The organism is Falsiroseomonas sp. HC035 (genome assembly GCF_050563525.1).
In the GTDB taxonomy this organism is placed as follows: Bacteria; Pseudomonadota; Alphaproteobacteria; order Acetobacterales; family Acetobacteraceae; genus Falsiroseomonas.
This window is the reverse complement of the sequence record NZ_JBNXUN010000002.1, coordinates 244,819-262,416: the sequence shown is the minus strand read 5'-3', so window position 1 is coordinate 262,416 and position 17,598 is coordinate 244,819. Positions and strand designations below refer to the sequence as shown.

Here is a 17,598-nt window from a genome sequence, read left to right as displayed (position 1 = left end):
CTTCTCTTGCCGATGGTTCTGTTGGCAGCCTGCGATGGCTGGCCCGCCAGCACGCCGCCCGCCCCGCCCGCCCCGCCTCCGCCTGGCGCGGTGGCGCAGGGCGAGGCCGCGCGACGCCAGGCGCTGGCGCCACCGGGGCCGGAGGTGACGCCGGCGCTGCTGGCGCGGGGCGAGGCGCGCTACGCCATCCACTGCACGCCCTGCCATGGCCAGTCCGGCGCCGGCGATGGCCCCGTCGTCGCGCGCGGCTTCCCGGCGCCGCCGCCGCTGCCGGCGGAGGCAGCGGACAGCATGGCGGTGATCGCCGAGAACCGCGCCCGCGCCCATCCCTTCGCCGATCGCATCGCCCCGGCCGACCGCTGGGCGATCGCGCGCTTCGTCGAGAGGCTGGCACCGTGAAGCTTCTCGCCGCCCTGGCCGTGGCGCTGGCCGTCGCCCTGGCCATCGGCTTCGGCGGGCCGGTCCTGGCGGAGGCCTGGCTCGCCGGTTTCCTGCTGTGGACGCTGCTGGGCGTGGGAGCCATCGGTGTGCTGGCGCTCGGCCATCTGCTGCGGGAGGAATGGCTGGCGCCGGTCCGCCCGCCACTGGAAGCCGCCGCGCGCAGCCTGCCGCTGCTGGCGCTGATGGCGCTGCCGGTGCTGTGGAGCGTCGAGACGCTGTATCCTTGGATAGCGGAGGAGACCGGCCCGGATGACGGCCTCCGCGCCGCGATGCTGCAACCCACTGGATTTCGGCTGCGTGCCGCCGGCTACCTGCTGGTCTGGGCGGTGCTCGGCTGGTGGCTGGCGCGGCCGGGGCGGCACCAGGGGCTGTCGGCGCTGGCGCTGACCCTGTTGCTGCCGACGATGACGCTGGCCGGCTTCGACTGGGTGCTGTCGCGCGACACTGCCTGGTACCCCAGCCTGCAGGGGTTCTCGCTGTGGGTGCAGGGGCTGGCGGCGGCGCTGGCGGCGGCTATCCTCGCGGGCCGCCCGCATCCGGATTCGGATGGGCTGCCCGGGCTGGAACGGGCGCTGCTGACGCTGGGGCTCGCCGTGCTGTGGCTGTGGTTCAGCCAGTTCATCGTGGTGTGGATGGCCGACCTGCCGGAGGAATCGGCCTGGTACCTGCGCCGGCTGGGGGATTGGGGCTGGGTGCAACTCGGCCTCGCCCTGCCGGCGCTGCTGCTGGCCATCGCCCTGGCAGCGCCGCCGGACCACGGGCGCTGGCGCATGGTGGCGGTGTGCTGGCTGCTGCTGGTGCAGTTCGGCGCGCATCTCTGGTGGGTGGTGCGGCCGGACGCACCGGTCGCGCAGCCTGCGCCCTGGCTGGATCTGGCGGTGGCGGTGGGGATGGGCGCGGCGTGGCTGCTGTGGTGCCTCAGCCCTTCGGGCCCTGCCAGGGCCAGCGACCCTCGATCTCGACTTCCAGCGACAGGCTGAGCACGGTCCGGATCAGCACCACCAGGCCGAGAGCCGCGACCGTCGCCAACGTCATCGGCGCGGCGACGGTGTGGACGATATCCGCCGCCACCAGCAGTTCCAGGCCGAGCAGGATCGCCCGGCCGAGATTGGCGCGGTAGGGCTTGAAGGAGTCGGACCAGCCCGGCTTTCCACGGCTGAACCCGGCGCGCAAATACAGTGCGCTCGTGGCTATGACGCCGACCAGCAGCACCAGCACTCCCGCGAATTCCAGCCCGGCCGCCGCCCATTCGGCGAGGTCGCCGACCCAATCGCCCGGTCCATGGCTTGTCATGTCCGGATAAAGCGCCGGCCGAGCAATGGTTGCGGGAACCCCGGCGTGGCTGGACCGTCATGCCCGTAATGGACCAGTTCAACCCGCGCGCCCTGCCCGCCCTGCACCGGCTGCTCGCCATGCCGGAGGGGGCGGCCCTGCTGGCGCGGCATCCGCGCCCGGCGGTAGTGGCGGCGTTGCGAGCGGAGCTGGCGGCGCTACGGCAATCCGGCATCGGTTTCTCCGCGCCACGTGCCTTCGCCTCGGCCACGGCGGCACTGGATTCGGCGGCCCGGCCCGGCCTGCGCCGCGTCATCAACGCCACCGGGGTCGTGCTGCACACCAATCTCGGCCGCGCACCGCTGCCCCAGGCCGCATTCGCGGCGCTGGCCGGCGGCTATTGCAACCTGGAACTGGACCTTGAGACCGGCCGCCGCGGCCACCGTCACGCCGCCTGCGGCGCGCTGCTGGCCGAACTAACCGGCGCTGAGGCCGCGCTGGTGGTGAACAACGGCGCCGCAGCCATGCTGCTGGCGATGACGGCGCTGGCGGCGGGCGGGGAGGCGGTGGTCTCCCGCGGGGAGCTGGTCGAGATCGGCGGCGGCTTCCGCATCCCGGACGTGATCCGCCAGGGCGGCGCGGCGCTGGCGGAGGTCGGCACCACCAACCGCACCCGCCTGTCCGACTACGCCGCAGCGATCGGCCCCGCGACGCGCCTGCTGCTGCGCGTCCACCAGAGCAATTTCGCCATGCGCGGCTTCACGGCGCTGCCGGATGCGGCGGCGATCGCGGCGCTGGCGCGGGAGAGGGGGCTGCTGTCGGTGGTCGACCTCGGCAGCGGCGCCATGGTCGATCTGTCCCGGTATGGCCTGCCGGCGGAGCCGACGCTGGCACAGGCAGTGGCGCAGGGCTTCGATGTGGTGGTGGCGAGTGGCGACAAGCTGCTCGGCGGGCCGCAGGCCGGGCTGGTGCTCGGGCGGGCGGCGGTGATCGCGCGGCTGGCGGCGCATCCGCTGATGCGGGCGCTGCGGCCGGACAAGCTGACGCTGGCGGCGCTGGAGGCGACGCTGCGCCTGTATCGCGACCCGGAGACGGTCGTGCGCACAGTCCCGGCGCTGGCGATGCTGACGGCGCCAGTGGCGGAGGTATCCGCGCGTGCGCAGCGGCTTCTGGCGCTGCTGCCGCAGGGCGAGATCGTGCCCGGCACCTCCCTGGTTGGTGGCGGATCGCTGCCGGCGGTCGAACTGCCGAGCTGCCTGCTGGCGCTGCCCGGACCGGCCGAGGTGCTGGCCGCCCGGCTGCGCCAGGGCGAGCCGGCGGTGATGGCGCGAATCGCCGGCGGCCGCCTGCTGCTGGACCTGCGCACCGTGGCGGAGGACGAGATGCCGGTGCTGGGCGCCGCCATCCGCGCGGCGCTCGCATGAGAAGTGCGCTGGTCGGCGTGCTCGGCCATGTCGACCACGGCAAGACGGCGCTGGTGCGGGCGCTGACCGGCACGGAGACGGACCGGCTGCCGGAGGAGAAGGCGCGCGGCATTTCCATCGTGCTCGGCTTTGCCCGCCTGCTGCGGGACGATGCCGAGATCGACCTGGTGGACGTGCCGGGACACGAGCGCTTCCTGCGCACCATGGTCGCCGGCGCCACCGCCATCGAGGCGGCCCTGCTGTGTGTCGATGCCGCGGAAGGCGTGCGGGCGCAGACGGTGGAACATGCGGAGGTCGCGGCGCTGCTCGGCGTTTCGCGCGGCGTGGTGGCGCTGACGCGCTGCGATCGCGTGCAGGACCGGGCGGCGGCCGAGGCTGAAGCGCGGGCACTGCTTTCGCGGCTGGGCCTGGGCGAATGGCCTGTGACCGCAACCTCCGCCGTGACAGGCGACGGCGTGCCGGAACTGGCCGCGGCATTGGCAGGGCTGGCGCGCGCGGAGGTGCAGGCGGCCGAAGGCGCCTGGCTGCCGGTGGATCGTGCCTTCTCCCGCCCCGGCGCGGGCACCGTCGTTACCGGCGCGCTGCGTCGGGCGACGCTGCGGGTGGGAGACGAGGTGGAAATCTGGCCCGGCGGCACCGCGGCGCGGGTGCGCGCCGTGCAGATGCATGGCGCGGCGGTGGAACAGGCCTCGCCCGGCCGCCGCGTGGCGGTGGCGTTGCGCGGGGTGACGGTGGAGCAGGTGCCGCCGGGCAGCGCGCTGGCCGCGCCGGGGCTGCTGGTCGATTCACGGCGGCTGGACGTGCGGGTGGACTTGCTGGCCTCCGCGCCGGCCGCGCTGCCGCGTGGCACCGCACTGCGCCTGCTGGCCGGCACGGCGGAGGTCGGCGCGCGGCTGCATCTGCTGGACCGCGCGATGCTGGCGCCCGGAGATTCGGCGGTGGCGCAGCTTCGGCTGGATGCGCCGCTGGCGATGCCGGTGCGCGAACGCTTTGTGCTGCGCCTGGCCAGCCCGTCCCGCACGGTGGGTGGCGGGCTGGTGCTGGACCCGGCGCCGCCGCGCCGTTCAGCGCGGGATGCAGCGCTGCTGGCGGCCATGGCGGCGGCGGGGCCGTTGGATGCCGCGGCATCGCGCCTGCGCGCGTCGGGCGCCCGGGGCGCGACGGCGGCGGCGCTGGCGCGCGTCGCGGGTGTGCTGCCAGCTTCGCTCATTCTGCCGGATGCGGTGCGGCTGTCGGGCGGCCTGTTGCTGCACCGGGAGGCGTGCACGGCACTGGAAGCCGCGGCCGTGGCGGCGGTGGAGGCGGCGCAACTGGACAACCCCGCCGAGCCGGGGCCGGGCCTGGCTGAGTTGCGCGCCGCCCTGCCCGCCGGGGCGCCAGTGGAGGGCATGCTGGCGCGGCTGGTCGCGGCGCGCCGCCTGGACCTTGCCGCCGGCCGCTTCACACGGCATGGCCTGGATCCGCTGGCGCTGCTGCCACAGGCCGCCCGCAGCCTGCTCGAGGCCACCGAAGCCAGCTTCCGGGAGGCCGGCCTGACGCCACCCGACGCGGCGGCGGTGGTGGCGGGGCAGCGGGCGCGGGCGCAGGCCGTGGCGCTGCTGGTTCGCACCGGCCGCCTGGTGCGTGCCCCGGATGCGGTGCAGAAGCGGGAAGTTCTGTTCCACCGCGCCGCGATCGCCGGCGCACGGGTGGCGCTGCGGCAGGCCTACGGCGGCCGCGCCGAGGGCTTCCTGGTGGGTGATTGCGGGCGGCTGTTGGGCATCTCCCGGAAATTCGCGGTGCCGCTGCTGGAACGGCTGGATGCGGAGGGGCTGACGCGGCGCGCTGGCGACCGGCGCCATATCGTGGCGGAACCGGATGCCGTGCCGGGCGGTTGAAGCCGTGGAGGCGACAGGCGGCCTGGTGGCCCCCACGGTCTTCAAAACCGGCGATCCGCTCAACCCGGATGGTGGGTTCGATTCCCATCCGCCTCCGCCAGCCAGCAATCCAGGGTTGATCTTCTGCTCTAATCAACTTTGTGCTATACCGCCTCACGAAGCCGTGTATTCTCGGCCCATGAGCGACGAACCCATCTCCCAAGCCTGCATCGTCACCTTCAGCCCACGGCTGGCTGCCGCACCGGCAGCGACGCGTGCGCCGGAACCTGTGCCGCAGCGTGTGCCCACCAACACCTTCGTCGTGGGTCTTCTGCGTCAGGGCTACTACAACGCGGTCGCCTACATGAACGCGGTGACCGCCCGCCAGAGCTGAGGCGGCGCTGCCTACTCCTGCTGCGGCCGGAGGTAGGCGAACCAATAGGCCAGGCCGATGGCGGCGCCGCCGATGATGTTGCCGATGGTGACGGGCACCAGATTGCCGAGGAAGCTGCCGAGGCCGATCGGCCCCGTGCTGCCCTGCACCAGCCAGCCGAACGGGATCAGCGACATGTTGGCGACCGAATGCTCCAGCCCCATGGCGACGAAGGCGGCGATGGGCGGGATGATGACCAGGACCTTGTCCGCCGCGCTGCGCGCGCCGAAGGCGAGCCATACCGCCAGGCAGACCAGCATGTTCGCCAGGATGCCGCTCGCCAGCGCCGCGCCGAAGCCGAGCTCCACCTTGCGCGTCGCCCCGGCCAACGCCGCCGCCCCCACGGCGCCATCGCCCGCCATGTGCAGGTTGGCCGCGAAGGCCAGCAGCACGATGGCGATGGAGCCGACGAAGTTCGCGATGTAGGCCAGCAGCAGCGCCCAAAGGATCGGCGCGAAGCCGGCGCGGCCTTCCGCCCAGGCCACAACCAGCAGCGTGTTGCCGGTGAACAACTCGGCCCCGCCGAGCAGCACCAGGATCAGGCCGAGCGAGAACACCACGCCCGCCAGCACCTGCGCCGGTCCGAAGGGCAGGGCATCGGAGGTGCCGGCCAGCGCCGTCATTGCGAACAGCCCGCCGAAGGCGATGTAGGCACCGGCCAGCAGCGCCAGCATCAGCAGCACCGGCGCATCGAGTTCCGCCTTGGTCTTGCCCTTGGCGCGGGTGGCGATGGCGATTTTCTTCGGCGGGCGGATCTCGCCGGGGGAGGTCTCGCTCATGCGGCGTCGCACGCCGCAAGTGCGGCACGCGCCTCCTGCAGTCGTTCGGTGCGAAAACCCATGATGGGAACGGCGCCGGACCAGGTCAGGCTGAGCACGGCGTTGGTGCAGGCCAGGCGCCGGTCGAGGTCCGCCGACGCGCCATCCGCGCGGCGTCGCGCCACCTGCAGGTCGCGCAGCGCGACCACGGACTTCAGGGCGTGCATGGCTTCCTCCACGGTGCTGGGCGGCGCCACGGCAATCAGGCGATCAAGCGCCGCAAGCGCAACCCGCCGTGCGGAGGCCTCCGCGTTCATCGCTGCGTCGTCCGGAACACGTCGCCCGGTCGCCGGGCGCTGGCATTGCCGGCGGTCAGCACGCCATGGCGCATCGCGGCGCCGCCGAGCAGCATGACGATCGACGCCGCCTCCGGCAGCAGCTTCTCCGCCCGGCCACCCAGCGCACGGCCAACCACATGCGCGGCGAAGGGCAGCACGGCGCCGGCGATCGTGCCGCCGCCCTTGATGAGCGCGTTCGGCGTGCCGCGTGGTACGACGCCTGCGCGCTGCCACTGCGCCTTGGCCGCCTGGCTCGCCAGCATCTCCGTGCCGCCGGCCAGCAGCGCCAGGCGTTCCAGGCGCTGCGCGATCTCGTCCTCCCCACCACGGCGTTGCATCAGGGCCAGGGCGGAAGCCGCGCCGGCCATCGCCGCGCTGCCGAACTGCACGGCGAGTGGTGCCGGCGCGGCGGCCCAGAGCGGCGTGCTGGTCGAGGACAGCAGCGAGGCGGTGTAGACGCTCATCCCGGCGCCGGCGATGGCGGCGGGACCTTGCGTCGCCTCGGACACGCGGCGCGCGAGGGGCCAGCGGCGGCCGAAGACGCTGCCGAGCGCGGTTAGCGCGCTGAGCCCGCCGAAGGCGGTCAGCAACCACGACCCCAGCGACATCGGCGAGGTCGGCCGCACGATGCGCAGCATGTTGAACCAGCGCGACGGCGTCTTCAGGTGCTGGATCAGCACGAGCGGGCCGAGGATGCTGCCGCCGAGCGCCAGCAGCCGCGCCTGGCGCACCAGGCTGCGGTTCGGGCGTGCCACCGCGGCGATGACCTGCGCGGAGCCGGCGACGCCGAGGATGAAGATGTAGGCGGAGACCTTCCAGTCGAAGCTGCTCGGCTTGGCGACCTGGCGACCGTGATAGGTCTCGCCGTTCCAACGCTTCATCTGCGCCCTACTCCTACCAGTGCTGCCGCCAGCGCCAGCCCCGCCATCGTCGCGAGGCCTGCGAGGAAGGAAGGCCGCGCGTTGCGCGCCGGGCGGGTCGGCTTCGGCGGCAGGTTATACAGCTCCGGCTGCGCGGTCAGCAGGAAGAAGGCGTTGAGGTGGTGCAGGCCCTCGCCGGTGCCGGGGCCGTCCGGCGTGCCGTACAAATACGCCTTCGGCTGGCCCTGTTCATGCAGCTGTTCGACGCGCAGCTCGGCGCGCGCGATGAGGTCCGACAGCTCACCGAACTGGATACTGTCCGTCGGGCAGGATTTGGCGCAGGCGGGCTCGAGGCCACCTTTCAGGCGGTCGTAGCAAAGGGTGCATTTGTGCGCCTTGCCATCCTCCTTCGCCAGTTCGACCACGCCGAAGGGACAGGCCGGCACGCAATAGCCGCAGCCATTGCAGATATCCTGCTGCACCACGACGGTGTCGAATTCGGTGCGGAACAGGGCGCCGGTCGGGCAGGCCTCCAGGCAGGGTGCCGGGCTGCAATGCTTGCAGACGTCGGACATCATCAGCCAGTTCGACTGGTAGGGCGGCATGGTCGTGGCGCCCTCGAGCCGCTCAAGGAACGTCACGTGGCGCCAGGTGTGGGCGCCCAGCTCGCCGGTGTTGTCGTAGCTGTGGCCGGTCATCGGGCCCTTTTCGGAGGGCAGGTTGTTCCATTCCTTGCAGGCCACCTCGCAGGCCTTGCAGCCTATGCACAGCGTGGTGTCGGTGAAGAAGCCGTAGCTTTTCCCCGGCTCGATGACGCAGCCCGCCGTGATTTCCGATTCCTGCGGGATCGGCTTCTGCGGGTCGAGGTCGGTGTGCTCCAGCACGCGCCGATGCGCCAGGCCGCCATCCATCATCGCCCTCCCCGCCACAGCCGGCCCGGGCGCAGCGCGCAGGTCAGCGCCTTGTTCTCGTGCATCGCCGTGTTCACGTCGCCGACGACGGCGGTCAGCACGTTGGCGATGTCGCCGGTCGCCATGCCTTCCCAACCGAAATGCCACGGCATGCCGAGCTGCCAGACAAGCTGGTTCCTGATGCGGAAGGGCCGCAGGCGGTCCGTCACCAGCGCCCGCGTCTCGACCTCGCCCCGCAAGGTGGACAGCACAACGAAGTCCTTGCTGCGGATACCGAGGGAATGCGCGAGTTCGGTCGGGATTTCGCAGAAGCCTTCCGGCATCAGCTCCGCCGTGGTGGCGACGCTGCGGGTCGGCGTGCCGCCGGCGTGGTGCTCGGTCAGCCGGTAGGTGGTCAGCACATGCGGGAAGCGTGGGTCGCCGGTTTCATGCAGCCGGTTGTCGGCATGCTCCCAGCGCTTCGCCGCGGGATTGGCGTCCTGTGCGTAGAGCAGGTTGGGCACCGGGCTTTCGATCGGCTCGTAATGCGTCGGCAGCGGGCCGTCCTTTAGGCCGGAGGACACGAAAAGCCCGGCGACGCCATCGGGGATCATGATGAAGGGCTGGTGGCCCGAGATCGCGTCCATGCCGGCCGGCTTGCTCGCCCAGTCGGGCTGGAAGTCCGGGCGCTTGTTCGGCGGGAAATCAACCTTGTCGGGGCTGTCCCACTTGCCCGCATCCTCGTCCCACCAGACCAGCCGTTTGCGCGCGGACCAGGGCTTTCCAGCAGGATCGGCCGAGGCGCGGTTGTTCAGCGTGCGGCGGTTGTCCGGCCAGGCATAGCCCCAACCCAGATGCGTGCCGGGCCCGTCCGGGCCATCCGGCTTGCGCGCGCGCGCCAGGTTGCGGCCGGGTTCCGGGAATACGCCGCTGTAGATCCAGCAGCCGCAGGCGGTGGAGCCATCGTCCTTCAGCTCGGAAAAACCGCTGACCTGCACCTTCTCCGGCCAGGTGTAGCCGTTGATCTCGCGCAGCACCGCTTCCGCATCCGGCTCGCCCTCGCTATCCACCGGATAATCCCAGGTCAGCGACTGGATCGGCCGGTCCTCCTCCTGCGTGCTGTCCGCGTACATCTCCTTCAGCAGGCGGCCGAGGTGGTAGGCGAACCACAGCTCGGACCGGCTGTCGCCCGGCGCCTGCACCACCTTGTCGTGCCACTGGATCAGGCGATGCGTGTTGGTGAAGCTGCCGGCCTTCTCGCCTGCCAGCGAGGCCGGCATCAGGAAGACCTCGGTACCGATATCCTCCGTGCGCATTTCGCCGTCGCGGATGATGTGGCCGTCACGCCAGAAATTCGCGGTCTCGGTCTCGGCGAAGTCGCGCACCACCATCCAGTCGAGTTGCGCCAGGCCGCGCTGCACCAGGCGGCTGTTGCTGCCGCCGACCACCGGGTTCTGGCCCATCACGAACAGGCCCTTGATGATGCCGTCGCGCATCGCGACCGTCATCGGCAACTGCGAATGGTCGCCGGTCATGCGTTGCAGCATGTCGAAGCCGAAGCCGTTTTCCGCGTTGCCGGCAGCGCCATACCAGGCACGCAGCAGGCTCACGGCATACTTCGGAAAGTTGTGCCACCAGCCCGTGGGGTTGGTCTCGGCTTTCAGGTAGTCCGCCAGCGTGCCGTGCGGCTTCATTGCGTGCGGCTGCGGCAGGTAGCCCGGCAGCATGTCGTACAGCGTCGGGATGTCCGTGCTGCCCTGGATGCTGGTGTGGCCACGCAGCGCCAGAATGCCGCCGCCGGGGCGGCCGACATTGCCGAGCAGCGCCTGCAGGATGGCGGCGGCACGGATCATCTGCACGCCGGTGCTGTGGTGCGTCCAGCCGACGGCGTAGCAGATGGTGCCGGTGCGCTCCCGCCCGCTGTTGCGCGCCATCTCCTCCGCCACCTTCAGGAAGACGTCGCGCGGGCAGCCGGTGACGCGCTCCACCATCTCGGGCGTGTAGCGGGCGTAGTGGCGCTTCAGGATCTGGTAGACGCAGCGCGGGTGCTGCAGCGTCTCGTCCTTCGGCGTCGGTCCATCATGCAGCCGCTTTACCGCCTCGCAGAAGCCCTCCGCCTCGATGAACGCCTCGGCGAGCGAGGAGGGCATCATCATCCCCTCGTACTGCCAGCTCGTCGGGCTGTAGCGGCGGCCTTCCTCGGACCAGCCGGAGAACAGCCCGTCCAGATCCTCCGGCCCGCGATATTCCTCGTCGATGATGGTGGACAGGTTGGTGTAGGGCAGCGCGAAGTCACGGAACCAGAGGTCGTTCTCCAGCACGTGCCGGATGATGCCGCCGAGGAAGGCGATGTCGCTGCCGGCGCGCAGCGGCGCGTAGATGTCCGCCATGGCGCTGGTGCGGGTGAAACGCGGGTCGGCGTGGATCACCGTGGCGCCTTTCTGCTTCGCCTGCATGACGAAGCGGAACGCGATCGGGTGGTTCTCGGCCATGTTGGAGCCCATGACGAGCACGCAGTCCGCGCGCGCCAGGTCCCACTGGGGCAGCGTCGCCGCGCCCCGTCCGAAGGAGGTACCCAGACTGGGCACCGAGGAGGAGTGTCAGACCCTCGCCTGGTTCTCCACGAAGGCCATGCCGAGGCCACCGGAGAACAATTTCTTCAGCAGGTAGTTTTCCTCGTTATCCAGCGTGGCGCCGCCGAGCGAGCCCATGTTCAGCGTCTGGTTCAGCCGCGTGCCGTCCGGTAGCCGGCCAACGAAGCCTTCGTCACGTGTGCGCCTGGTGAGGTACGCGATGCGCCGCATGGCCCAGTCCAAATCGACGCGCGTCCAATGCTTCGCACCTGGCGCGCGGTGCAGGCATGTGTCGATGCGCTCGGGGCTGGTCAGCAGGGACAGGGTGGCGGCGCCCTTCGGGCAGAGCGTGCCCTGGTTGATCGGGCTGCGCGGATCACCTTCGATGTGGATCGGCTTGTTGCCCTTCGCGTAGACCAGTTGCGCGCAGCCAACGGCGCAGTAGGGGCAGATGGAGGTGCCGATCTTGTCGGCCTGTTCCATCCGTGGCCGCAGCGTGCGGGAGGCTTCGCTTTCGGCGGCCGTTGTCTTGTGCGGCGCGCCGCGGAGCTGACGCGGCACGGACCAGTCGCGCAGGGCGCGCGCAGCACGACGAATCGGCGGCTTGCTCATGGCGTGGCCTCCAGGACGTGGGCGATGTGGGCGCGCAGGCCGGGCGCGGGCTCGTAGTCCACCCGCACCTGGCGATGCGCCAGCGCCGGCAGATCCTGCGGTTCGAGATTAGCGTTGTGCGCGAGCACGAAGTGCAGGCCCCGGCCCACCGCGGTCAGCAGCCGAAAGCGGCTTTCCTGGACGATGCAGATCGTACCCACGATGGTTCGCATGATCATGAAACCCTGTTCATGCGCGTGAGTTGCAGGCGAATCGTGGGGGTCTGTTCTTCAACCTGGCCGATCGCCGCCGCGGCATAGCCTTCCGCACGCAGCGCTGCCACGCAGGCCTCCGCCTGCCTGGCCGGCACGCCGGCCAGCAGGCCGCCCGCGGTCTGCGGGTCCAGCAGCAGCGAAAGCCGCGCGGGCGCCACCTCGCCATGCAGGAAGGGCAGCGCGGCGGCGCGGTTGCCAGGGTCGAGCGTGCTGCGGTGGCCAGCGGCCAGCATCGCCTCCGCGCCCTCCAGCGCCAGCACGGCCTCCGCATCCAGCACCGCGCCAACGTCGGAGGCGCGCAGCATCTCCAGCAGGTGTCCGAGCAGCCCGAAGCCGGTGACGTCGGCGCAGGCGGTGGCGCCGTGGGCGCGCAGGATGCGGCTGGCGGGGAAAGGGCTCTGCTGCATGGCGACCAGCGCGGCTTCCACCCAGGCCGCGCGGCCGGCGCCCTGCATGGCGGCGGCGAGCAGCGTGCCGGTGCCGAGCGGCTTGGTCAGCACCAGCACGTCGCCGGGGCGCAGGCCGGCGCGCAGCATCGGCTGCGCGACCTCCCCGGTCACGGCGAAGCCGAGCATGGCGTCCGACGCCTCCGCCGTGTGGCCGCCGACCAGTCGTGCCCCGGCGGCTTCCAGCACAAGCTGGCCGCCGCGCAGCATCGCCAGCAGGTCGGCTTCCTGCACCGCCTCCGCCGCTGGCGGCAGCGCCGCGATGGCGAGGGCCACGCGCGGTTCACCCCCCATCGCGGCGATGTCGCCAAGCGCGTGGTTGGCGGCGATGCGGCCGAACAGGAAGGGATCGTCGATCGGGGCACGGAACATGTCCACGGTCTGCACCAGGGTGCGGCCAGGCACCTCCGGCAGGTGCAGCAGCGCGGCGTCGTCCGGCGGTGGCAGGCCAGGCAGCGCGGCGAGCACGCGCGACAGCACCGGCGCGGCCAGCTTGGCGCCGCAGCCGCCGCAGCGCATCGCCGCGGGTGGGGCGGGCCGTGGCGCCATCGGCGGCATCTCCGCGTGCATGCGGATCCAGCGCCGGTCGATGCGGTCCTTCAGCCGCAGCGCCCAGCGCCCAGTGCGCGCCGTGCTGCCCCAGCTGGCGATGGCCTGCGAGCCGGTGGAGACCAGCGCAAGGTGGCGGCGCTGCGGCGTGAAGGGGCGAGGCGCCTCGCCGGCGAGGGCACGGCGCAGATTCTCCGCCAGCGGCGCCCCCTGTCGCACGGCGAAGACTCCGGCGCGCGGCCGCGGGTGAGCTGCCACGGTCGCGAGGTCGCCGGCGACGAAAACCTGGGGATGCGACAGGCTGCGGAGCGCCGCATCCACCGCGATGAAGCCGGCCGGGCATCGCGTCAGCCCGATGTCCGTCAGCCAGGCGGGTGGGGCGGCGCCGGCGGCCCAGATGGCGCGGTCACAGGGCAGGGAGCGACCATCGGCCAGCACCACCGTCTGTGCCGTCACGCGCGCCACTGCGGCACCGCCATGCCAGATGACATCGCCCGCCACCAACGCCGCCCGTGCCGCCGCGCGCGCCGCAGGTGCCATGCCGGGCAGCGGCGCGTCGCCGCGCCCGACCAGGCCGATGCGGGGCGCGGCGCCCAGGCCCTGCCGAAGCGCCAGCGCCACTTCCACCCCGGCGGCGCCCTCGCCCACCACCACCAGGCACAGTGGACCGTTCGTGCCACGCAGGGCTTTCCAGCCGGCCAGGAAGCGATCGAAAGGCCGCAGCACCAGCGCGTGCTCGGCGGCGCCGGGCACAAGTGCGGGCGCGGCGCCGGTGTTCAGGGACAGCAGGTCGAAGCGCAGCGGCGTACGGTTGCCGGCGCACAGGACATGGTTTGCGGTGAGGTCCAGGCCGGCGATCTCGGCCCGCAGGAATCGCGCACCGGCTGCGCGGGCCAGGCGCGGCAGATCCACCACACAATCCTCGGCGGCGAAGCGGCCCGCGATCAGGCCGGGCAGCATCCCGGAATACATGGCCTCCGCCTCCCGCGCGACCAGCGTGACACGGAGGCCGGCGGGCAGGGGGCGCCGCGCCAGGCGGCGCAGCACGCCGAGATGCGCGTGCCCGCCGCCGACCAGCAGCAATTCCCGCTCGATCTCCACCATGGCCAGCGCGGCACTCCCCCGTTGCACCCGGCAAGGTTGCGGGGTGCAGGGACAACGCGGGCCGGGGCGTCGCGTTCAGTCCGGCAGGATTCCGGCGCGTGGCGTGCGCGGCTGGTTGTACAGCGTCGCCGTCTCCGTCCCCCTCGGCCAGCCGCCGGATGGCAGGCCGACATTACGCAGCGACGGGTTGGCCGCGACGAAGGCCTTGTCCAGCGTCACGCCGAGGCCGGGCGCATCCGGCACCATCACATGCCCATCCACCATCCGCGGCGCCGCGCCGTTGATCACCTGGCTGCGCCCCGGCCAATCCGGATCCATGCGTTCCAGGATCAGCGCGTTCGGGATCGCCGCCAGCAGGTGGATCGCGGCGAATTCCGCCACCGGGCCGAGCGAGCCGGAATGCGGCGCCACCGTCGCGAAGCGCGCCTCCGCGATCGCCGCCAGCTTGCGCATCCCGGTCAGGCCGCCGGCGCGGCCGGAATCGGGCTGGATCACGTCCACCAGGTTCTCGAACAGCAGCGGAGCCACGCCGTGCAGCCCGCCATGTCGCTCGCCGGCGGCCAGCGGTACCTCCACGGCACGGCGCAGCGCGCGGTAGCCCTCGATGTTCTCAGGGGCCAGCGGTTCCTCGACGAACAGGGGCCGCAGCTTGCCGAGCTCCCGGCTGATGCTGATGGCGTCAGGCAGGCTCAGCCAGGGGGGTCCGTGCAGGTCGATCATCAGGTCGCAGTCGTCGCCGATGGCGGCGCGGATGGCATGCGCCTTCGCCACCGGGTTCGCCACGCCGCCGGTCTTGATGGCCGTGTAGCCGCGCGCGACCGCGTCCCTCACCTGTTCCGGCGTGGAGGCGTGGGTGTAGGCGCGGATGCGGTCGCGCATCATCCCGCCGAGCAACTGCCACACCGGCACGCCGAGCGCCTTGCCCTTGATGTCCCACAGCGCCATGTCGATCGCCGCGATGGCGCCCTGGCCGACGACGCCGCTCATGCCATGGCCCATCATGGCGACGGTCATGCGCTGGGTGATGCGCTCGATATCGAAGGCGTCCTGGTCGATGACGATGTGGGCCAGATCGCCCACCGCGGTTTCCACGACGCGCGGCCAGCCGCTGCCCTCGCCGAGCCCGGTGATTCCGGCATCGGTCTCCACCGTCACGAACAGCCAGTTGCGCGTGCCCGTGGTGATGCTGCTTTTCACGTCGCCCCAGCCGGAGACGCCGAGCGGTCCGGCCTGCATCAGATGCGTGCGGACGGCGGTGATGCGCGGCCCCATCAGAAATACCCACCCTTGGCGCTGATCTCGGCGACGGAATCGCCCTGCTCGATCCAGCCGAAGATTTCCTTCTCTAGTCCGAGGATCTCCTCGCAGCGTTCCAGCACCGGCAGCGCGAGGGCGCGCGGCACCACCATGACGCCGTCCATGTCGGCCACCACGATGTCGCCGGGGTACACCATGACCGTGCCAATGCGGACTGGGATCTGGAAATGCGACAACATGGCGCGGCCGAGCGCGGCGTTGGGGTGGCGGAAGCGGGCGAAGCAGGGGAATCCGGCATCCATCACCTGCCGCGTGTCGCGCACGCCCCCATCGATGGCCGCGCCACGCACGCCGCGCGCCTTGGCCGCCGCTGTCATGACGCCGCCCCAGGCGGTGGAATCCTCCGCGCCGCCGGCATCCCAGACCACGAAGTGGCCGTCGCCCATCGCCTCCAGCATCGCGCCGCGCAGCGTCATCTCGCCGGTCACCTGGGTGTTCGGCGCGCTTTTCGCAGTGAAGGCGAAGCCGGTGGTGCAGGGCTGTTCCGGGCGCAGCGGCTGGATGCGGTGGGGCAGCGCCTGGTCCATCAGCGCATGTTCCCGTAGCACGTCCGACACCGCGCCGGTGTAGAGCTGCGCGTAGCGGTCGAGAAGCGCCTGCTCCGGGATCGGCAGCGAGACGAGCGTCCGCGCCTCGCGGTCCGCCACCAGCCAGTCCAGCCGCATCGCCTTGACTTCAGCGCGCAGCCGCGCCGCGGGGTCCTGCATGCTCATTGCACGGTGATCCCGGCTTCGCGGATCAGCGTGGTCCAGCGCAGCAGTTCCGCGCGGTACAGCGCATCGAAGGCGGCGGGGCTTTCGCTGGCAGCGGGGGCGATGGACAGCGCCCGGACCCGATCGGAGAAGGCCGGCGACCGCACCGTGGCCACCGTCGCCGCATGCAGCGCGGCCACTGCGCCTTCTGGTGCCCCGGCGCGCACGCAGATGCCCTGCCAGGACCGCATCTGTGCAGCCACGGGAAGCCCCGCCTCGCCGAAGGATCGCACCTCCGGCATGCCCTCCGCGCGGTCCTGCTGCATGACGCCCAGGATGCGCACGCGGCCTTCCGCCGCCGCTGGCGCCTGATAGCTGGCGACCAGGTCGAACATCATTTCAACGTCGCCTGACAGCAGCGCCTGGAGGGCCGGCGCGCCGCCGCGATACTGCACCCCCTCGAACCGCCCGCCGACGGTGCGGAACAGCAGCTCCGCGCCGAGGTGGGACGATGTGCCGACGCCGGCGGTGCCGATGGTGACGCCGCGGTCCCTGGCGCGGGCCACCGCTTCCTCGATCGTCGTGATGCCGGATCTGGCGCTGGCCATCACCACCACGGGCAGCGCCGTGAGCTGCCCGCACATCTGCAGGTCCTTCGCCGGGTCGTAGCCGAGCTGCGCGATCAGCCCGGGATTCGTCACCAGTTGCAGGCCGGCCAGCGCCAGCGTGTGCCCATCCGCCGGCGCCTGCACCACGGCCTGGGTCGCAATGTTGCCGGAGGCGCCCGCGCGATTTTCCACGACCACGTTCTGGCCAAGAGCCTTCGCCATCTCCGCCACCGCCAGCCGCGCGACCAGGTCCGCAGTGCCGCCCGGCGCGAAGCCGACGATGAGGCGCAGCGGCCGGTCCGGCTTCCAGCCCTGCGCCCGCGCGACATGGGGCGCGGCGAGGCCCGCTGCTGTGGTGCCGAGCAGCAGCCGGCGCGTGATGGTCATGGCATGGGTTTCCTTCCTTGTTCTTCGGCAAACCGTTGCAGAAGGTCGCGCTTGGCGGATTCGACATGGGCGAAGGCGGCTTCCGCGGCCGCTTCCGGATTGCGGTCCCGCAGTGCCTGCAGGATCGTCTCGTGCTGGCGGGCGGCGGCAAGCATGCGCGCCGGACCGTAGCCGAGGCGGAGGCGGACCGCGTTGACGAAGGCGGTGCGCGCGGCGACCACGGCCTGCGCCTGCGGATTGGCGGCGACGCCGTCGATGGCGGCGTGGAAAGCCTCGTTGTGACGCAACGCCGCGGCGGCGTCGTCGCGCTTCGCGGCGGCTTCGAAGGCCGTGGCGTGGGTGGCGATGCCGGCAAGCTCCGAAGCCGTCACCCGCTCCGCGGCGCGACGGGCGAGCAGGGATTGCAGGGCGCCGCGCAGGTCGTACAGGTCGGCGAACAGCTTGGCGTCGAGCAGCGGGACGATGGCGCCGCGATGCTGGCGAATCTCGACCAGCCCTTCACCCTCGAGCGACAGCAGCGCCTCCCGCACCGGGCTGATGGAGACCTGATGTTCCAGCGCCAGCGCACCCAAGGTGCGGTGGGTGCCGGGTGGCCAGCTGCCGTCGAGGATCGCCAGGCGCAGGCGGTCGCGCAGGATGGCATAGGCGGGGGTGGAGGCGGTCGGGAGGGCCATGCTGCATCCTGCCCATTAGATTTTATAAAATGCAAGAGCGGACTCGGCGCCGACAGCCGGCCTCTGACGGTCCGTGGAAGGGGCCCATCGTTGGGTTTCGCGCATTGCGG

Annotated in this window: 17 protein-coding genes and 1 tRNA gene; 6 read left to right on the top strand and 12 right to left on the bottom strand. The window is 71.8% G+C overall.

All coding sequences use genetic code 11. The features are described from left to right. Window positions 1-12: 12 nt before the first annotated feature. Window positions 13-399 (top strand): c-type cytochrome, encoded by a 387-nt coding sequence (locus ACLF3G_RS05670; RefSeq protein WP_430668369.1) that lies wholly within the window; start codon window positions 13-15, stop codon window positions 397-399. Beyond that, window positions 396-1,421 carry a hypothetical protein gene (locus ACLF3G_RS05665; RefSeq protein ID WP_430668368.1) on the top strand — a complete coding sequence of 342 codons (1,026 nt, stop codon included), beginning with the start codon at window positions 396-398 and terminating at the stop codon, window positions 1,419-1,421. Before ACLF3G_RS05670 ends, ACLF3G_RS05665 begins: the two co-directional genes overlap by 4 nt. Here ACLF3G_RS05665 and ACLF3G_RS05660 read toward each other — a convergent pair. Next, window positions 1,360-1,734 carry a DUF1622 domain-containing protein gene (locus tag ACLF3G_RS05660; RefSeq protein WP_430668367.1) on the bottom strand — a complete coding sequence of 125 codons (375 nt, stop codon included), beginning with the start codon at window positions 1,732-1,734 and terminating at the stop codon, window positions 1,360-1,362. The genes ACLF3G_RS05665 and ACLF3G_RS05660 overlap by 62 nt on opposite strands. Window positions 1,735-1,802: 68 nt before the next feature. Between ACLF3G_RS05660 and selA the strand changes: the two genes are divergently transcribed. From selA to ACLF3G_RS05640, 4 genes are all read left to right on the top strand, one after another. Then, entirely contained in the window at window positions 1,803-3,137 is a 1,335-nt protein-coding gene (gene selA / locus ACLF3G_RS05655) for an L-seryl-tRNA(Sec) selenium transferase (protein ID WP_430668366.1), read from the top strand. Further along, window positions 3,134-5,014 (top strand): selenocysteine-specific translation elongation factor, encoded by a 1,881-nt coding sequence (gene selB / locus ACLF3G_RS05650; protein WP_430668365.1) that lies wholly within the window; start codon window positions 3,134-3,136, stop codon window positions 5,012-5,014. The genes selA and selB overlap by 4 nt, the downstream gene beginning before the upstream one ends. 6 nt (window positions 5,015-5,020) lie before the next feature. Beyond that, a tRNA-Sec gene (locus ACLF3G_RS05645) sits at window positions 5,021-5,114 on the top strand. A 78-nt stretch (window positions 5,115-5,192) separates the two neighbouring features. Beyond that, window positions 5,193-5,387 carry a hypothetical protein gene (locus tag ACLF3G_RS05640; RefSeq protein ID WP_430668364.1) on the top strand — a complete coding sequence of 65 codons (195 nt, stop codon included), beginning with the start codon at window positions 5,193-5,195 and terminating at the stop codon, window positions 5,385-5,387. Between the two features lie 11 nt (window positions 5,388-5,398). Here the strand turns inward: ACLF3G_RS05640 and ACLF3G_RS05635 are convergent, their stop codons facing one another. The 11 genes from ACLF3G_RS05635 to ACLF3G_RS05585 all read right to left on the bottom strand — a co-directional run bounded on the left by ACLF3G_RS05635 (window position 5,399) and on the right by ACLF3G_RS05585 (window position 17,488). After that, window positions 5,399-6,205 carry a formate/nitrite transporter family protein gene (locus tag ACLF3G_RS05635; protein WP_430668363.1) on the bottom strand — a complete coding sequence of 269 codons (807 nt, stop codon included), beginning with the start codon at window positions 6,203-6,205 and terminating at the stop codon, window positions 5,399-5,401. Next, entirely contained in the window at window positions 6,202-6,501 is a 300-nt protein-coding gene (locus ACLF3G_RS05630; protein WP_430668362.1) for a hypothetical protein, read from the bottom strand. Before ACLF3G_RS05630 ends, ACLF3G_RS05635 begins: the two co-directional genes overlap by 4 nt. Further along, window positions 6,498-7,403 carry an NrfD/PsrC family molybdoenzyme membrane anchor subunit gene (gene nrfD / locus ACLF3G_RS05625; protein ID WP_430668361.1) on the bottom strand — a complete coding sequence of 302 codons (906 nt, stop codon included), beginning with the start codon at window positions 7,401-7,403 and terminating at the stop codon, window positions 6,498-6,500. Before nrfD ends, ACLF3G_RS05630 begins: the two co-directional genes overlap by 4 nt. After that, entirely contained in the window at window positions 7,400-8,296 is an 897-nt protein-coding gene (locus ACLF3G_RS05620) for a 4Fe-4S dicluster domain-containing protein (protein WP_430668360.1), read from the bottom strand. Before ACLF3G_RS05620 ends, nrfD begins: the two co-directional genes overlap by 4 nt. Beyond that, on the bottom strand, window positions 8,293-11,457 hold the full coding sequence (gene fdh, locus ACLF3G_RS05615; protein ID WP_430668359.1) for a formate dehydrogenase: 3,165 nt from the start codon (window positions 11,455-11,457) through the stop codon (window positions 8,293-8,295). Before fdh ends, ACLF3G_RS05620 begins: the two co-directional genes overlap by 4 nt. Continuing rightward, window positions 11,454-11,669 carry a hypothetical protein gene (locus tag ACLF3G_RS05610; RefSeq protein ID WP_430668358.1) on the bottom strand — a complete coding sequence of 72 codons (216 nt, stop codon included), beginning with the start codon at window positions 11,667-11,669 and terminating at the stop codon, window positions 11,454-11,456. Before ACLF3G_RS05610 ends, fdh begins: the two co-directional genes overlap by 4 nt. A 2-nt stretch (window positions 11,670-11,671) precedes the next feature. Further along, window positions 11,672-13,810 carry a selenide, water dikinase SelD gene (gene selD / locus ACLF3G_RS05605; protein WP_430668357.1) on the bottom strand — a complete coding sequence of 713 codons (2,139 nt, stop codon included), beginning with the start codon at window positions 13,808-13,810 and terminating at the stop codon, window positions 11,672-11,674. A gap of 75 nt (window positions 13,811-13,885) precedes the next feature. Further along, window positions 13,886-15,082, bottom strand: a complete 1,197-nt coding sequence (locus tag ACLF3G_RS05600; protein WP_430668356.1) for a mandelate racemase/muconate lactonizing enzyme family protein — start codon at window positions 15,080-15,082, stop codon at window positions 13,886-13,888. Continuing rightward, window positions 15,082-15,840, bottom strand: coding sequence for an RraA family protein (locus tag ACLF3G_RS05595; protein ID WP_430668355.1), 759 nt, complete (start codon window positions 15,838-15,840; stop codon window positions 15,082-15,084). The genes ACLF3G_RS05600 and ACLF3G_RS05595 overlap by 1 nt, the downstream gene beginning before the upstream one ends. After that, window positions 15,837-16,814: a Bug family tripartite tricarboxylate transporter substrate binding protein gene (locus ACLF3G_RS05590; protein ID WP_430668354.1), complete on the bottom strand. Its 978-nt coding sequence runs from the start codon at window positions 16,812-16,814 to the stop codon at window positions 15,837-15,839. The genes ACLF3G_RS05595 and ACLF3G_RS05590 overlap by 4 nt, the downstream gene beginning before the upstream one ends. Continuing rightward, window positions 16,811-17,488: a GntR family transcriptional regulator gene (locus tag ACLF3G_RS05585; protein ID WP_430668353.1), complete on the bottom strand. Its 678-nt coding sequence runs from the start codon at window positions 17,486-17,488 to the stop codon at window positions 16,811-16,813. Before ACLF3G_RS05585 ends, ACLF3G_RS05590 begins: the two co-directional genes overlap by 4 nt. Window positions 17,489-17,598 lie beyond the last annotated feature (110 nt).

Bases quoted from the DNA above. Each gene is read 5' to 3' on its own strand.
- ACLF3G_RS05635 (WP_430668363.1), bottom strand. From the start codon at position 6,205: ATGAGCGAGACCTCCCCCGGCGAGATCCGCCCGCCGAAGAAAATCGCC.
- ACLF3G_RS05670 (WP_430668369.1), top strand. From the start codon at position 13: ATGGTTCTGTTGGCAGCCTGCGATGGCTGGCCCGCCAGCACGCCGCCC.
- selA (WP_430668366.1), top strand. From the start codon at position 1,803: ATGGACCAGTTCAACCCGCGCGCCCTGCCCGCCCTGCACCGGCTGCTC.
- ACLF3G_RS05630 (WP_430668362.1), bottom strand. From the start codon at position 6,501: ATGAACGCGGAGGCCTCCGCACGGCGGGTTGCGCTTGCGGCGCTTGAT.
- selD (WP_430668357.1), bottom strand. From the start codon at position 13,810: ATGGTGGAGATCGAGCGGGAATTGCTGCTGGTCGGCGGCGGGCACGCG.
- nrfD (WP_430668361.1), bottom strand. From the start codon at position 7,403: ATGAAGCGTTGGAACGGCGAGACCTATCACGGTCGCCAGGTCGCCAAG.
- ACLF3G_RS05585 (WP_430668353.1), bottom strand. From the start codon at position 17,488: ATGGCCCTCCCGACCGCCTCCACCCCCGCCTATGCCATCCTGCGCGAC.
- ACLF3G_RS05595 (WP_430668355.1), bottom strand. From the start codon at position 15,840: ATGAGCATGCAGGACCCCGCGGCGCGGCTGCGCGCTGAAGTCAAGGCG.
- ACLF3G_RS05610 (WP_430668358.1), bottom strand. From the start codon at position 11,669: ATGCGAACCATCGTGGGTACGATCTGCATCGTCCAGGAAAGCCGCTTT.
- selB (WP_430668365.1), top strand. From the start codon at position 3,134: ATGAGAAGTGCGCTGGTCGGCGTGCTCGGCCATGTCGACCACGGCAAG.
- ACLF3G_RS05590 (WP_430668354.1), bottom strand. From the start codon at position 16,814: ATGACCATCACGCGCCGGCTGCTGCTCGGCACCACAGCAGCGGGCCTC.
- ACLF3G_RS05640 (WP_430668364.1), top strand. From the start codon at position 5,193: ATGAGCGACGAACCCATCTCCCAAGCCTGCATCGTCACCTTCAGCCCA.
- ACLF3G_RS05600 (WP_430668356.1), bottom strand. From the start codon at position 15,082: ATGGGGCCGCGCATCACCGCCGTCCGCACGCATCTGATGCAGGCCGGA.
- ACLF3G_RS05620 (WP_430668360.1), bottom strand. From the start codon at position 8,296: ATGATGGATGGCGGCCTGGCGCATCGGCGCGTGCTGGAGCACACCGAC.
- ACLF3G_RS05660 (WP_430668367.1), bottom strand. From the start codon at position 1,734: ATGACAAGCCATGGACCGGGCGATTGGGTCGGCGACCTCGCCGAATGG.